The organism is Pseudomonas fluorescens, assembly GCF_900636825.1.
Lineage (GTDB): Bacteria > Pseudomonadota > Gammaproteobacteria > Pseudomonadales > Pseudomonadaceae > Aquipseudomonas > Aquipseudomonas fluorescens_BG.
Genome location: NZ_LR134318.1, coordinates 964,352 through 978,597 on the forward strand (window position 1 = coordinate 964,352; position 14,246 = coordinate 978,597).

The following is a 14,246-nucleotide window of genomic DNA, read 5'->3' on the forward strand; positions in this document are numbered from 1 at the left end:
AAATGAACGCCCTCCGTATCCCCACTTTGGTTCGCCTACTTCCCAAGGCATGTCGCCGAAAGCAAAAAGGCCCAGAGATGTGCAGCTATCCCTTGGCCTTGCTGTCTCGTCGTCAGTACTTGAGCCGGATGGATCGTTTCCAGCATGGACGTTCGGCGCGAACTTTAGGGCGTGAGGGGCGTGAGATCAACTAAAAATGTCGCGTTTTTGCACGCTTCTGACGTGCGACGCGTTCATCACTCCTTGTAGCCGACCGAGATGACGGAAAGATGTTCCCGGCGTTTTTTCGAGTGTTAAACATACCTGCACGTTCGCGGCTTTTGGCGGCGAAGTCAGTGGTAAGTGTGATGGCGGCAACATCGGCGATGTTAGCGGCGAGAGTGGGGCGTGGGAGGGATTTTGGCTGTTTGAAGGGTTATCGCGGACAACCTAGGCGGTTGCCAGGTGTTGAGATTCTTTTGCGTATGACCAAGGTCTGGAAAATTGCACCGAACCTGTGGGAGCCAGCCTGCTGGCGATGACAATTTCATCATCAAAACAGGTTGACTGATCTGGCCTCATCGCTAGCAGGCTAACTCCCACAGGTTTTGCGTGTTTATCGGTAGATCAGGCGACCACGGCCTCAGCTGGCGAGACGATATTGGTCTTCATCCCCCGCGAACGCCCCGAACTCAGATAAGCCGCAATCGACTCCTGCGTCACTTCGCCAAGGAATACCCGCTCGGCATCCATCACCGGCAGCCAGGCGCGGTTGAACTCGTACATGCGCGACAACAGGATGCGCAAATGCTCGTCGTACGCCGCCGTGGCGTTGAACTCACGGAGGAACTGCGCGCAGGTGCCGGTCTGGCGGTGCAGGTCGCGACGACGCACATAACCCAGCGCCTTGTTCTCGGCGCAAGTCACCACGACGTAACGACGGTCATGTTCGTCCATCAATTCCAGCGCATCGGCCACCGGCGTTTCCGGGCTCACCGACGGCGCGTTGTCTGCCGCGTCTTCGGCTTTCACCAACAGCAGACGCTTGAGCGTGCTGTCCTGGCCGACGAAATTGCTGACAAAGTCATCTGCCGGGTGCGCGAGCAGGGTGTCCGGATGATCGATTTGCAGCAGTTTGCCGGCGCGGAAGATCGCGATCTTGTCGCCGAGTTTGATCGCTTCGTCGATGTCGTGGCTGACCATGATCACGGTCTTGTTCAGCGCGCGCTGCATCTCGAAGAATTCGTTCTGGATCATCTCGCGGTTGATCGGGTCGACCGCACCGAACGGTTCGTCCATCAACAGCAGCGGCGCGTCAGCGGCCAGTGCACGGATTACACCGATGCGCTGTTGCTGACCACCGGACAATTCGCGCGGGTAGCGATGCAGATACTGCTTGGGCTCGAGCTTGATCATGCTCATCAGCTCGCGGGCGCGGTCGTGACATTTCTGTTTGTCCCAGCCGAGCAGTTTCGGCACGACAACGATGTTCTCTTCGATGGTCATGTTCGGGAACAGACCGATCTGCTGGATGACGTAACCGATGTTGCGGCGCAGGGTCACTTCGTCGAGATCGGTGGTGTCTTCGCCGTTGATCAAGATCTTGCCCGAGGTCGGTTTGATCAGGCGGTTGATCATTTTCAGCGTGGTGCTTTTGCCGCAGCCCGATGGCCCGAGGAACACGCAGATCTCGCCTTCATTGACGGTCAGGCTCACCGAGTCCACGGCTTTGACATCTTTGCCGTTGCTTTGGAAAGTTTTGCTGAGGTTTTGAAGTTCGATCATTTGAGGAGTCCTTTTGGAGTCAACGAGCGTTGCAGCCATTGGAGAAACAGGTCGGCGAAGATCGCCAGAAGACTGACCAGCAGCGCGCCGACGATGAGCATCGACATGTCACTGCGGCTGATGGAGGCGAGGATCAAGACACCGAGGCCGCCAGCGCCGATGGTCGCGGCGATGGTCATCACACCGATATTCATCACCACGGCGGTGCGCACCCCGGCGAGGATCACTGGCACAGCGATCGGCAGTTCAACCATGCGCAGGCGCTGGCCGAACGTCATGCCGATGCCGCGAGCGGCTTCACGGATGCCAGGTTCCACGCCGGTCAAGGCGAGGTAGGTGTTGCGCATGATCGGCAGCAGCGAATAGAGGAAGACGGCGGTGATTGCCGGCAGCGGCCCGAGGCCTTGGCCGAACTTGGAATAGAACGGCAGCAGCAGGCCGAACAGCGCGATCGACGGCACCGTCAGCAGCACGGTAGCGCTGGCCTGCAGCGGGCCCGCGAGGCTCGGAAAGCGTGTCATCAGAATGCCCAGCGGCACACCGATGACAATCGCCAGAGTCACGGCGATGCCGACCAGAGTGATGTGCTGCCAGGTCAGGTGCATCACCTGCTGCCAGTCGAGATGGGAAAAGGCGTTCAGAAATTCCATGACTTCTCCTCTCTTAATTCAGTGGATGCTGGCGCAGGAAATCGGCGGCAACGGACGATGGGCTTTCATGATTGACGTCGACCCGCGCGTTGAGCTGGCGCATGGTTTCGTCGTCGAACAGTTCGGCCAGCGGCTTGAGCTGCTCGGCCAGTTTCGGGTTGGCGTCCAGCGTGGCCTGACGCACCACGGGAGCTGCGGTGTAGTCGGGGAAATAATGCTTGTCGTCTTCCAGTAATTTCAGGCCGAAGGCGTTGAGGCGACCGTCGGTGGTGTAGACCAGACCGGCAAACACCTGACCGTTACGCAGCGCGGTGTACACCAGCCCGGCGTCCATCTGGCGGATGTTCTTGCGGCTCAGATTCATGCCGTAGAGATCGACCATGCCGATCAGCCCGTCGGAACGATTGGCAAACTCGGTGTCCAGCGCCACCAGGTGATTGGTCTTGGCTTCAGCGCGCAGCACTTCATTGAGCTGGCTGATGTTGGTGATCTGCGGATATTCCTCAGCCACTTTTTTCGGCAGCGCGAGGGCGTAGGTGTTGCTGAATTTCGACGGGGTCAGCCAGATCAGGCCTTTTTTCGCGTCGAGTTCTTTCACCCGGGCGTAGGATTGGGCGCTGTCGAGTTTTTCCGTGACGTGGTTGTAGGCCACCAGCGACACGCCGGTGTACTCCCAGAGCAAATCCAGTTGCCCGCTTTCGTGGGCGCTGCGCGCAAGATTGCTGCCCAGGCCGCCGGTGATCTGCGCGTCGTAGCCTTTGCTGCGCAGGTATTGCGCGGTGATTTCAGCCAGTAGGGTCTGCTCGGTGAATACGCGAGCGCCGAGGCGGATGACCGGTTTTTCAGCGGCTTGCGCAATGCCTGCGAGCAGCAATATGCAGCCTAAGATCAAGCTAAGTCGTTTCATAAATATTCCTTCGCAAAGCCTTAAGACGGGCGCAAACCGCGTTCCAGCCAGAGACGGCTGGCGAGGGTGACCACGCCATCGAGCAGCAGGGCCAGCAGCGCGGTGCACGCGGCGCCGAGCAGCAGTTGCGGCTGATTGTTCAGGGCGATGCCAGGGAAGATCAGGCTGCCGAGGCTGTTGGCGCCGATCAGGAACGCCAGCGGTGCGGTGCCGACGTTGATCGCCAAAGCCACGCGTACTCCGCCGACGATGATTGGAACAGCGTTGGGCAATTCGACTTTCCACAGCACCTGGTGCGGGGTCATGCCGATGCCGACGGCGGCTTCTTTCAGCGAGCCCTGGACGTTTTTCAGGCCTTCGTAGGTGTTGCGCACAATCGGCAACAGGGAGGCGAGGAACAGCGCAAAGATCGCCGGGCCACTGCCGATACCGAGAATGCCCAGCGCGATAGCAAGCACGGCCAGCGGGGGCACGGTGTTGCCGATATTGAAGATCTGCATGAAGCGTTCGGCGCGGCCGACCATGCTCGGGCGGCTGAGGAAGATACCGGCAGGGATGCCCACGACGAGGGCGGCCAGCATGGAAGCGAGGACGAGAACCAGATGAGCTTGCAGGTAAAACAACAAATCGTCGCGGTAGTGTTCGATCGTGTTGATGCCGATCCAGTGGACCAGCAGGGCCAGGAGCGCGATCACCACCGCACCTCCCATCAGCCCTTTGCCATAGCGGATAGCCACAGGCGGACTCCTTTTTTGTAGTCGGCGAGCGCAGTCCCGTGTGGCATGCCGTGCATGGCTGCCGGGAAAGTCGTTCGCGAAAAGTAGCCTTTTCCCAGCACCGGCCAAGCGGTGTGAAAGCGAGCCATGAGCGCAGCCTCGTCAGGCTAACTTGCTGATTTTTCAGCCCCTGACGAAAATTCGTAACAGGGGATGGACGTCTCCGTGCTTTAAAAGGTTCCCACATCGGATGCCATTTGGCCACCTGTAGGAGCTGCCGCAGGCTGCGATCTTTTGACCTTGCTTCTTGAAAACAAGATCGAAAGATCGCAGCCTGCGGCAGCTCCTACGGGGTTTTACGGAGCGAGGGACGGTGGTTTGGCGATCACTTTTTAAGCTATACTCGCCGCCCTTTTTTGAATCACCGCCAGGCGATTTCCCATGACCAACCAGGCCGCCGAAGTCGCGAAACGCCGCACTTTCGCCATTATTTCCCACCCCGATGCCGGTAAAACCACGATCACCGAAAAGCTCCTGTTGATGGGCAAGGCGATTGCAGTGGCCGGTACGGTGAAATCCCGTAAATCCGATCGCCATGCGACCTCCGACTGGATGGAGATGGAGAAGCAGCGGGGCATCTCCATTACCACGTCGGTCATGCAGTTCCCCTATCGCGAACACATGATCAACCTGCTCGACACCCCGGGCCACGAAGACTTCTCCGAAGACACCTACCGCACCCTGACGGCGGTCGACTCGGCACTGATGGTTCTCGACGGCGGTAAAGGTGTCGAGCCACGGACCATTGCGCTGATGGACGTCTGCCGTCTGCGTGACACGCCGATCGTCAGCTTCATCAACAAACTCGACCGTGACATCCGCGACCCGATCGAACTGCTCGACGAAATCGAAGCCGTTCTGAAGATCAAGGCTGCGCCGATCACCTGGCCGATCGGCTGCTACCGCGACTTCAAAGGCGTGTATCACCTGGCCGACGACTACATCATTGTCTACACCGCCGGTCACGGTCACGAACGCACCGAAACCAAGATCATCGAAAAACTCGACTCCGACGAGGCGCGCGCGCATTTGGGCGACGAGTACGAGCGCTTCATCGAGCAGCTTGAACTGGTGCAGGGCGCCTGCCACGAATTCAACCAGCAGGAGTTCCTCGACGGTCAACTGACCCCGGTGTTTTTCGGTACAGCGCTGGGCAACTTCGGTGTCGACCACGTGCTCGATGCGGTCGTCGATTGGGCGCCGCGTCCGCTGGCCCGTGTCGCCAACGAGCGTACTGTTGAGCCGGTCGAAGAGAAGTTTTCGGGCTTCATCTTCAAGATCCAGGCAAACATGGACCCGAAGCACCGCGACCGCATCGCCTTCATGCGTATCTGCTCGGGCAAGTACGAAAAAGGTATGAAGATGCGCCACGTGCGCACCGGCAAGGACGTGCGCATCGGCGACGCCTTGACGTTCTTCTCCTCCGAGCGTGAGCAACTGGAAGAGGCTTACGCCGGCGACATCATCGGTCTGCACAACCACGGTACGATCCAGATCGGTGACACCTTCAGCGAAGGCGAAGCCCTGGGGTTCACCGGCATTCCGCACTTTGCCCCGGAACTGTTCCGTCGTGTGCGTCTGCGTGATCCGCTGAAGTCCAAGCAATTGCGTCAGGGTTTGCAGCAGTTGGCGGAAGAGGGCGCCACCCAGGTGTTTTTCCCGGAGCGCAGCAACGACATCATTCTGGGCGCCGTCGGTGTGCTGCAGTTCGATGTGGTCGCGAGCCGGTTGAAGGAGGAATACAAGGTTGAGTGCTCATACGAGCCGATCACCGTTTATTCGGCGCGCTGGATCGAGTGCGACGACAGGAAGAAGCTTGAGGAATTTTCCAACAAGGCGGTGGAGAACCTGGCTTTGGATGGCGGTGGGCATTTGACGTATCTGGCGCCGACGCGGGTGAATCTGGCGTTGATGGAAGAGCGTTGGCCGGATGTGAAGTTCCGGGCGACGCGGGAGCATCATTAAGGTTTGAGTTGTATTTTGAAGCCCCCAAGGTGTAGGCCTTGGGGGTTTTTTTATGCTTTGTGTATATCCGTTATTGCGGGTGTTGCTGATTACGGTTTCGCCCTTACGGCGACTTACTTTTTTACAAGCGCCAAAAAAAGTAAGCAAAAAACGCTAGCTCCTGCGTGCGGCCCTCGCAGGCTCGGGTTCCTTCGCTGCGGGATCGATCCGGGCGCAGCGGCTCCGGTTTGCTTCGCTGCACCTCCTTCCGCTGTGTACGACTGCGTCGTACGGTCGCTGCGCTCCCACGCCCGGATCAATCCCTCCACTCAGCCTTCCGACGTCGCCTGGGGATCAAGATCAAGAGCTTTACTCGAGCTTGCGCTCATTGTTTTGAGTGGTGAGAAGCGTGTGGTCTGCTTTGGATCTGTGTTGGATTCACCCCTCACCCCTCACCCCTCACCCCAGCCCTCTCCCGAGGGAGAGGGAGCCGATTGATAAGCTGTTCAAATCCTGAGTTCGGCTCGGTATTTCAGGTCGGCGTACCTTGCCCGAACAACGCGGTCAGTTCCCTCTCCCTCCGGGAGAGGGTTAGGGTGAGGGGCTGTTGATCTTTAGCGCCGCGTGAACAATGAACTTGAAATCCGGGCAGCGATTTCTCTGTAAGACGTTTTCCTTCAGCGTCGTAGCCATACTCTGCTTTTACTTCGGCTGACCTCACCCCCACGACATTCCAATCCAACCCGTCTACTGTTCAGCAAACCCTCGCGCCCAGCGGACGTTACATGCTCAAAGGACTGACCCATCTCCTGCGCCCCAACGGCTATTTCACCCCCATGGCCTGGGTCCTCGCGGCTCTGTTGTTCATCAACCGGCTCAGCGCCATGGTCAAACTCTTCATGGCGCTATACCTGCGCCAGGAGCTGGGGCTGGCGATCGAGACCGTCGGCTGGTTGCTATCGGCCTATGGTGCGGGTTTGCTGGTCGGTTCGATCTTGGGTGGCTGGCTCAGTGATCACGTGCGCACTGCGCGGCTGACGGCGGCGTTGTTTTTCGTGTCGGTGTGGGTGCTGATGCTGTTGGGGCTGGTGACGCAGGTGCCGTGGCTGGCCGGTTTGCTGTTGCTCAGCGGTGTCATCGATGGCGCGATTCGCACGCTGCATCAACGGCTGATCATGGAATATTGCGAGGTCGCGCAGCGCTCGCGGGCGCAGGCCTTGAGCCGGGTGGCGCGCAATCTCGGCATGGCGGCTGCCGGGGTCGCCGGTGGCGTGCTGGCGCAGGCGGATTTTCGTTGGGTGTTTTTCGCCAGTGCGGCGATGACGATGCTGGCGCTGCTGTGGTTCGTGAAAACAACATGGCGGCGGCCGGTGCTGATGCTTGAAGACAAATCCGCAGATGGCGTAAGCATGCCGCTCCGCGACAAGCCGTTCCTTTGGCTGCTGTCGGCGACGGCCGTGCTGGGCATCGCGTTTGACACGGTCTACAGCACGCTGGGCAATTATCTGCGTGATTACTATCACCTCAGCACCGAAGCGATCGGCTGGCAGTTCGGGCTCAATGCATTGTTAGTGATCGCGCTGCAAATCCCGCTGTCGCACGCGATCGAGCGTTGGGGCGCGCGCTGGCAGATGCTCGCCGGCAGTGTGCTCCTGGCCTGTGGGCTGGGAATGTTGCCGTTCGGTTCCGGGTTGGCTTTTGTGTGTTTGTCGACGCTGATCTGGACGCTGGGCGAGGCGTTGTTCATGCCGCCTCTCAATGTACTGGCGATGCAGTTTGCCCAGAGTGGCAAAAGCGGTCAGTACTTCGGGCTGTTCTTCATGAGCTGGAGCGCCAGCGCGTTGTTGTCGCCGGTGCTCAGCGGTCAGCTTTATGGCGAGTTTGGCGGGCACAGCGTCTGGCTGATGAGTGCGCTGCTGGTGCTGATCTCTATCCCGCTGACCTGGCAAGCCACGCGCGGCGCTTAGCTGTTTCGGTTATTGGCGTTATTCGAAAGCAATCTGTCTGCCAATGGCATTTCTACCCGCGCCGTCGCGTCCTAAGTGTTGAGCCGGCCGGATCGCAACTGGATTTCACACGAAGCCAGTCCGGCAAGCATGTCTCAGCGCAACAGGATGGAGTCGGCCATGAAAAGCAGATTGTTACGGATTTTGATGTTGGTGAAAGTGATGGTGATGCTGTCCCTCGGCACCGCGACGGCGTGGGCCGAGTGCGAGGATCACGACTCGCAGGCGTTCAACGGGCAGGTGGGGCATAGCGGGCTGATGCTCGCCAAGTCCGAGTCGGAGCCGGGTGATATGAATCAGGGCGGCAGCGCCGATGATGACGACTCGACCACGGATGAGCCGGATACCGATGACCCGGATGACGAAGGCGATAGCCAGACGTAGGTAGTCGACCAAAGAAAAACCCCTTCGGCCTCGACTGATGTGCAATCGAGGTAGAAGGGGTTCTATTGACTCTGGTTCAACGCAAGTCCCCTGTAGGAGCTGCGGAACGCTGCGATCTTTTGATCTCGCTTCTGAAAATCAAAAGATCGCAGCCTCGTTGCACTCGTCAGCTCCTACAGGTTTTGCCGTGGCCTACGCCGCGCCGTCGAGGAACTGCTCGGCGTAATGGCATGCCACCTGCCGATTATCCAGTTCGCGCAACAGCGGTTCTTCCGTGCTGCAGCGCTCGGTCGCATACGGGCAGCGCTTGTGGAAAGCACAGCCCGACGGCGGGTTGAGCGGGTTAGGCAGTTCGCCGACAATTTTGATTTTCGGCTTGTTCGGGTCCGGGTGAATGGTCGGGGTCGCCGACAGCAGCGCTTGGGTGTACGGGTGCAGCGGGCGTTCATAGATGGCGTTTTTCGGACCCAGTTCCACCGGGCGACCGAGGTACATCACCATCACGTCATCGGCGACGTGCTGCACCACCGCGAGGTTGTGCGAGATGAACACGTACGCGGTGTTGAACTCCTGCTGCAGATCCATGAACAGGTTGAGCACCTGGGCTTGAATCGACACGTCCAGCGCCGAGGTCGGTTCATCCGCCACCAGCACTTTCGGTTGCAGCATCATCGCGCGTGCCAGAGCAATACGCTGACGCTGACCGCCGGAGAACATGTGCGGATAGCGCTGATAGTGCTCAGGACGCAAGCCGACCTGCTTCATCATCGCCTGGACTTTCTCGCGACGCTCGGCAGCGGAAAGTTTGGTGTTGATCAACAGCGGTTCAGCGAGTTGGTCGCCGACTTTCTGCCGTGGATTCAACGACGCGTAGGGGCTTTGAAACACCATCTGCACGTCTTTGCGCAGCTGTTTGCGCTGCGCTTTGTCGGCGCCGGCGACTTCCTGGCCGGCGATCTGCAGCGAGCCCGAGGACGGTTCTTCGATCAGCGTCAGCGCGCGGGCGAGGGTGGATTTGCCACAGCCCGACTCGCCCACCACGGCGAGGGTCTTGCCGGCTTCCAGTTCGAACGACACGCCATTCAGCGCGCGCACGGTCGCGTGGCCCTTGAACAGGCCGCGGGAGACTTCATAGTGGCGGGTCAGGTCGCGGGCGGTAAGTACGACGGCCATTACGCCACCTCCTGGTTCAACGGGTAGAAGCAGCGGGCGAGGCTGTTGGCTTTCGGATCAAGGCCCGGACGTTGCGTGCGGCAGTTTTCCTGCACGTACGGGCAGCGCGGCGACAGCACGCAACCCTGCGGACGGTCGTAACGGCCCGGGACGATGCCCGGCAACGTCGACAAGCGTGAGGCGCCGAGGCTGTGCTCGGGAATCGCCTTGAGCAGCGCTTCGCTGTACGGGTGCGCCGGGATATCGAACAGTTGCGGCACCTGACCGACTTCAACAGCTTGCCCCGCGTACATCACGCAGACGCGCTGAGCGGTTTCTGCCACGACCGCGAGGTCGTGGGTGATCAGCACCAGGCCCATGTTCTGTTCTTTCTGCAGCGCCAGCAGCAGATCCATGATCTGCGCCTGAATGGTCACGTCGAGTGCCGTGGTCGGTTCGTCGGCGATCAGCAGTTTCGGCTCGCCGGCAATCGCCATGGCGATCGCGACACGCTGGCTCATACCGCCAGACAGTTGATGCGGGTAGGCGTCCATGCGGCTGGCGGCGCCCGGGATCTCGACTTTTTCCAGCAGTTCAATAGCGCGCTTGCGTGCTTGCTTGCCGGACATTTTCAGGTGCAGGCGCAGCACTTCTTCGATCTGGAAGCCGACGGTGTAGCTCGGGTTCAGCGCAGTCATCGGGTCCTGAAACACCATCGACAAGTCTTTGCCGACGATTTGTCGACGCTGACGATTGCTCAGTTTGAGCATGTCCTTGCCGTCGAAGCTGAGCGAGTCGGCGGTGACGATGCCGGGATGCTCGATCAGGCCCATCAGCGCCATCATGGTCACGGATTTACCCGACCCCGACTCGCCAACGATGGCCAGCACTTCGCCTTTGTCGATTTTCAGGTCGAGGCCATCGACGACTGGCGTTGCGGTCTTGTCGCCGAAGCGGACGTTGAGATTCTTGATTTCCAACAGTGACATGTGAATCTCCTCAGGCGGCGTTCTTGAGTTTCGGGTCCAGCGCGTCGCGCAGGCCGTCGCCCATCAAGTTGATTGCCAGCACGCTGAGCAAAATGGTCAAACCAGGCAGACTTACCACCCACCAGGCGCGTTCGATGTAGTCGCGGGCTGAGGCCAGCATGGTGCCCCACTCAGGGGTTGGCGGTTGTACGCCGAGGCCGAGGAAGCCCAGTGCGGCGGCGTCGAGAATCGCCGAAGAGAAGCTCAGGGTCGCCTGCACGATCAGCGGCGCCATGCAATTTGGCAGCACGGTGATGAACATCAGGCGCGGCAGACCTGCACCGGCCAGACGCGCGGCGGTGACGTAGTCGCGGTTCAGTTCGCCCATCACGGCGGCGCGGGTCAGGCGCACGTAGGACGGCAGCGAAACCACAGCAATGGCGATCACGGTGTTGATCAGGCCAGGGCCGAGGATGGCGACGATTGCCACAGCCAGCAGCAGCGACGGCAGGGCCAGCATGATGTCCATGAGACGCATGATGGTCGGGCCGATCATTTTCGGGAAGAAACCGGCAAACAGACCCAGCAGGATCCCCGGGATCAACGACATCACCACCGACGACAGGCCGATCAGCAGCGACAGCCGCGAGCCCTGGATCAGACGCGACAGCAAGTCACGGCCGAGTTCGTCGGTGCCGAGCAGAAATTGCCACTGCCCGCCTTCCAGCCACGCCGGCGGCGTCAGCAGGAAGTCACGGTATTGCTCGCTCGGATTATGCGGCGCGACCCATGGCGCGAAAATCGCGCAGAAAATGATCAGCAGCATGAACAGCAGGCCGGCGACCGCGCCCTTGTTCTTCGAAAACGCTTGCCAGAATTCTTTATACGGGGACGGGTACAGCAGGCTTTGATCCGCGGCGGAAGCGGCGGTGGCTACTGAGGATGTTGGAGTGCTCATGGTATGGACCTCAGCGCTGATGACGGATGCGTGGGTTGGCAAAGCCGTAGAGGATGTCCACTACGAAGTTGACCAGAATCACCAGGCAGGCGATTAACAGGATGCCGTTTTGCACAACCGGGTAGTCCCGGGCGCCGATGGCTTCGATCAGCCATTTGCCGATGCCGGGCCAGGAGAAAATGGTTTCGGTCAGCACCGCACCGGCGAGCAGGGTGCCGACTTGCAGGCCGACCACGGTCAGTACCGGAATCAGTGCGTTACGCAGACCGTGGACGAATACCACGCGCGACGGCGACAGACCCTTGGCCTTGGCGGTGCGGATGTAGTCTTCGCGCAGCACTTCGAGCATCGACGAACGGGTCATCCGCGCGATCACCGCCAGCGGAATGGTGCCGAGGACGATGGCCGGCAGAATCAGGTGATGCAGGGCATCGAGGAAGGCGCCCATGTCATCGGCCAACAGCGTATCGATCAGCATGAAGCCGGTTTTCGGCTCGATGTCATACAGCAGGTCGATGCGCCCGGATACTGGCGTCCAGCCCAGGCTGACCGAGAAGAACATGATCAGAATCAGGCCCCACCAGAAGATCGGCATCGAATAACCCGCCAGGGAGATGCCCATCACCCCGTGGTCGAACAGCGATCCTCGTTTGAGTGCCGCGATCACCCCGGCCAGAAGCCCGAGGATGCCAGCGAACAGCAGGGCGGCCATGGACAGTTCCAGGGTCGCCGGAAAAAGGGAGGTGAACTCGGTCCACACGCTCTCGCGCGTACGCAGGGATTCGCCCAGATCGCCTTGAGCCAGTTTGCCGATGTAGTCCAGGTATTGGGCATACAGCGGCTTGTTCAGACCTAGGCGTTCCATTGCCTGAGCGTGCATTTCGGGGTCGACCCGACGTTCGCCCATCATCACTTCCACGGGGTCGCCCGGAATCATGCGAATCAACGCGAAAGTCAGCAGGGTGATGCCGAAAAACGTGGGGATCAACAACCCCAGTCGGCGGGCAATAAAGCTAAACATCTTGTGTGGTACCTCATCAGCCGGTTAGGCGTGTCCGGCGTCCCTCAGGTCAGGGACGCCGGGCGTTTCTTATCTACTTCACCTGGGTGGTGGCGAAGTTATTAGTGGTGAGAGGGCTGATGTGATAACCCTCTACGTTGTTGCGCATTGCAGTAAACATCCGTGTGTGGGCCATGCTGATCCATGGCTGGTCCTGATTAAACAGCACTTGGGCCTGTTCGTAGAGCGCGGCGCGTTCGGCCGGATCTACTTTAGCCCGTGCTTCATCCAGCAACGCCTGGAATTTCTCGTTGCACCAGCGCGCATAGTTTTCGCCGTTCTTGGCGGCCTCGCAACTGAGCATAGGCGTCAGGAAGTTATCCGGGTCGCCGTTGTCGCCCGCCCATCCGGCAGACACCATGTCGTGCTCACCGTTCTTCGCGCGTTTAAGCATTTCGCCCCATTCCATCACGCGGATGTCGATCTTGATCCCGACTTTCGCCAGGTCAGCCTGCATCATTTGCGCGCCCAGCATCGGGTTCGGGTTGGTCGGACCGCCGCCGTTACGGGTGAACAGGGTGAAGGTAGTGCCTTCCGGAACCCCGGCTTCCTTGAGCAATTTGCGCGCAGCATCGAGGTCGCGCGGCGGGTTCTTCAGTGCATGGTTGTAGCCGAGCAGAGTAGGTGGGTACGGATTGACCGCCACCGACGCGTTGCCTTTGCCAAACAAGGCGTTGACGTAGGCCTCCTTGTCGAACGCAATGTCGATGGCCTTACGCACGCGCACGTCGCTCATGTATTTGTGCTGGGTGTTCATGGCGATGTACGAGACGGTCATCGCGTCCAGCTCGTCGACTTTCAGGTTGCTGTCTTTCTTGATGCTCGGAATGTCGTCGGGCTTGGGATACAGCGCGATCTGACACTCGTTGGCCTTGAGCTTTTGCAGGCGCACGTTGTTGTCGGTGGCAATTGCCAGGATCAACGCGTCAGCCGGTGGCTTGCCGCGGAAATAATCCGGGTTGGCCTTGAAGCGCACCTGAGCGTCTTTCGCATAACGCTGGAAGATGAACGGGCCGGTGCCGATCGGCTTGTTGTTCAGATCGCCGGTCTTGTTCGCCTTGAGCAACTGGTCGGCATATTCGGCGGAGTAGATCGAGGAGAACGCCATGGCGATGTCGGCCAGGAACGGTGCCTCGCGGCGGGTCAGGGTGAACTTGACCGTGCTGTCGTCGACTTTTTCTACGCTTTTCAGCAGTTCCTTGAAGCCCATGCTTTCAAAGTACGGGAAGCCCACGCTCGACAGTTTGTGCCATGGGTGATTCGGGTCCAGCTGACGCTGGAAGCTCCAGACCACGTCGTCGGCGTTCATGTCGCGAGTCGGCTTGAAGTATTCAGTGGTGTGAAACTTGACGCCTTTACGCAGGTGGAACGTGTAGGTCAGGCCGTCTTCACTGATGTCCCAGGAATCGGCAAGGGCCGGAATCACCTCGGTGGTGCCGGGCTTGAAGTCGGCCAACCGGTTGAAGATGGTTTCGGCCACAGCGTCCGCCGTGACTGCAGTTGTGTACTGGACCATATCGAAGCCTTCCGGGCTGGCTTCGGTGCAGACCACCAAGGGTTTGGCCGAGACGCCGACAGCGACACTCAGCAACGCAGCCGCGATGGCCGCTCGTAGGGGAAGCATTTTCATCAATAACCCTCTGCAATCGGTTGAAGACAAAAAACCTGCGGCCGACT

At 59.7% G+C, this 14,246-nt stretch carries 12 protein-coding genes; 3 read left to right on the forward strand and 9 right to left on the reverse strand.

The annotated features are described in order from the left end of the window. Positions 1–606 precede the first annotated feature (606 nt). From EL257_RS04325 to EL257_RS04340, 4 genes are read right to left on the reverse strand one after another with little or no spacing between them, the layout of a single operon-like run. Complete coding sequence (locus tag EL257_RS04325; RefSeq protein WP_093104729.1) at positions 607–1,764, reverse strand: betaine/proline/choline family ABC transporter ATP-binding protein; 1,158 nt, start codon at positions 1,762–1,764, stop codon at positions 607–609. Next, positions 1,761–2,414, reverse strand: a complete 654-nt coding sequence (locus tag EL257_RS04330; protein ID WP_126360123.1) for an ABC transporter permease — start codon at positions 2,412–2,414, stop codon at positions 1,761–1,763. Before EL257_RS04330 ends, EL257_RS04325 begins: the two co-directional genes overlap by 4 nt. A gap of 13 nt (positions 2,415–2,427) precedes the next feature. Further along, a complete protein-coding gene (locus EL257_RS04335; RefSeq protein ID WP_126360125.1) occupies positions 2,428–3,321 on the reverse strand; it encodes a glycine betaine ABC transporter substrate-binding protein in 894 nt (297 codons plus the stop codon). Positions 3,322–3,341: 20 nt separating this feature from the next. Continuing rightward, positions 3,342–4,031: an ABC transporter permease gene (locus EL257_RS04340; RefSeq protein ID WP_172604535.1), complete on the reverse strand. Its 690-nt coding sequence runs from the start codon at positions 4,029–4,031 to the stop codon at positions 3,342–3,344. A 447-nt stretch (positions 4,032–4,478) separates the two neighbouring features. Between EL257_RS04340 and EL257_RS04350 the strand changes: the two genes are divergently transcribed. The 3 genes from EL257_RS04350 to EL257_RS04360 all read left to right on the forward strand — a co-directional run bounded on the left by EL257_RS04350 (position 4,479) and on the right by EL257_RS04360 (position 8,431). After that, on the forward strand, positions 4,479–6,062 hold the full coding sequence (locus EL257_RS04350) for a peptide chain release factor 3 (protein ID WP_126360129.1): 1,584 nt from the start codon (positions 4,479–4,481) through the stop codon (positions 6,060–6,062). Positions 6,063–6,826: 764 nt separating this feature from the next. Further along, on the forward strand, positions 6,827–8,008 hold the full coding sequence (locus tag EL257_RS04355; RefSeq protein ID WP_126360131.1) for an MFS transporter: 1,182 nt from the start codon (positions 6,827–6,829) through the stop codon (positions 8,006–8,008). A gap of 159 nt (positions 8,009–8,167) precedes the next feature. Further along, the gene (locus EL257_RS04360) at positions 8,168–8,431 is read left to right on the forward strand and encodes a hypothetical protein (RefSeq protein WP_126360132.1); all 264 of its coding nucleotides are present in this window, start codon (positions 8,168–8,170) and stop codon (positions 8,429–8,431) included. Between the two features lie 192 nt (positions 8,432–8,623). Here the strand turns inward: EL257_RS04360 and EL257_RS04365 are convergent, their stop codons facing one another. The 5 genes from EL257_RS04365 to EL257_RS04385 all read right to left on the reverse strand — a co-directional run bounded on the left by EL257_RS04365 (position 8,624) and on the right by EL257_RS04385 (position 14,199). Then, positions 8,624–9,604, reverse strand: a complete 981-nt coding sequence (locus EL257_RS04365; RefSeq protein ID WP_126360134.1) for a peptide ABC transporter ATP-binding protein — start codon at positions 9,602–9,604, stop codon at positions 8,624–8,626. Beyond that, complete coding sequence (locus tag EL257_RS04370; RefSeq protein ID WP_126360136.1) at positions 9,604–10,572, reverse strand: ABC transporter ATP-binding protein; 969 nt, start codon at positions 10,570–10,572, stop codon at positions 9,604–9,606. Before EL257_RS04370 ends, EL257_RS04365 begins: the two co-directional genes overlap by 1 nt. Positions 10,573–10,582: 10 nt before the next feature. After that, positions 10,583–11,509 (reverse strand): ABC transporter permease subunit, encoded by a 927-nt coding sequence (locus tag EL257_RS04375; RefSeq protein WP_126360138.1) that lies wholly within the window; start codon positions 11,507–11,509, stop codon positions 10,583–10,585. 10 nt (positions 11,510–11,519) lie between these two features. Continuing rightward, positions 11,520–12,530, reverse strand: coding sequence for an ABC transporter permease subunit (locus tag EL257_RS04380; protein WP_126360140.1), 1,011 nt, complete (start codon positions 12,528–12,530; stop codon positions 11,520–11,522). A gap of 73 nt (positions 12,531–12,603) precedes the next feature. Then, the gene (locus EL257_RS04385; protein WP_126360142.1) at positions 12,604–14,199 is read right to left on the reverse strand and encodes an ABC transporter substrate-binding protein; all 1,596 of its coding nucleotides are present in this window, start codon (positions 14,197–14,199) and stop codon (positions 12,604–12,606) included. Positions 14,200–14,246: the final 47 nt, after the last annotated feature.

Bases quoted from the DNA above. Each gene is read 5' to 3' on its own strand.
- EL257_RS04340 (WP_172604535.1), bottom strand. From the start codon at position 4,031: ATGGGAGGTGCGGTGGTGATCGCGCTCCTGGCCCTGCTGGTCCACTGG.
- EL257_RS04360 (WP_126360132.1), top strand. From the start codon at position 8,168: ATGAAAAGCAGATTGTTACGGATTTTGATGTTGGTGAAAGTGATGGTG.
- EL257_RS04355 (WP_126360131.1), top strand. From the start codon at position 6,827: ATGCTCAAAGGACTGACCCATCTCCTGCGCCCCAACGGCTATTTCACC.
- EL257_RS04365 (WP_126360134.1), bottom strand. From the start codon at position 9,604: ATGGCCGTCGTACTTACCGCCCGCGACCTGACCCGCCACTATGAAGTC.
- EL257_RS04335 (WP_126360125.1), bottom strand. From the start codon at position 3,321: ATGAAACGACTTAGCTTGATCTTAGGCTGCATATTGCTGCTCGCAGGC.
- EL257_RS04380 (WP_126360140.1), bottom strand. From the start codon at position 12,530: ATGTTTAGCTTTATTGCCCGCCGACTGGGGTTGTTGATCCCCACGTTT.
- EL257_RS04325 (WP_093104729.1), bottom strand. From the start codon at position 1,764: ATGATCGAACTTCAAAACCTCAGCAAAACTTTCCAAAGCAACGGCAAA.
- EL257_RS04370 (WP_126360136.1), bottom strand. From the start codon at position 10,572: ATGTCACTGTTGGAAATCAAGAATCTCAACGTCCGCTTCGGCGACAAG.
- EL257_RS04375 (WP_126360138.1), bottom strand. From the start codon at position 11,509: ATGAGCACTCCAACATCCTCAGTAGCCACCGCCGCTTCCGCCGCGGAT.
- EL257_RS04350 (WP_126360129.1), top strand. From the start codon at position 4,479: ATGACCAACCAGGCCGCCGAAGTCGCGAAACGCCGCACTTTCGCCATT.
- EL257_RS04330 (WP_126360123.1), bottom strand. From the start codon at position 2,414: ATGGAATTTCTGAACGCCTTTTCCCATCTCGACTGGCAGCAGGTGATG.
- EL257_RS04385 (WP_126360142.1), bottom strand. From the start codon at position 14,199: ATGAAAATGCTTCCCCTACGAGCGGCCATCGCGGCTGCGTTGCTGAGT.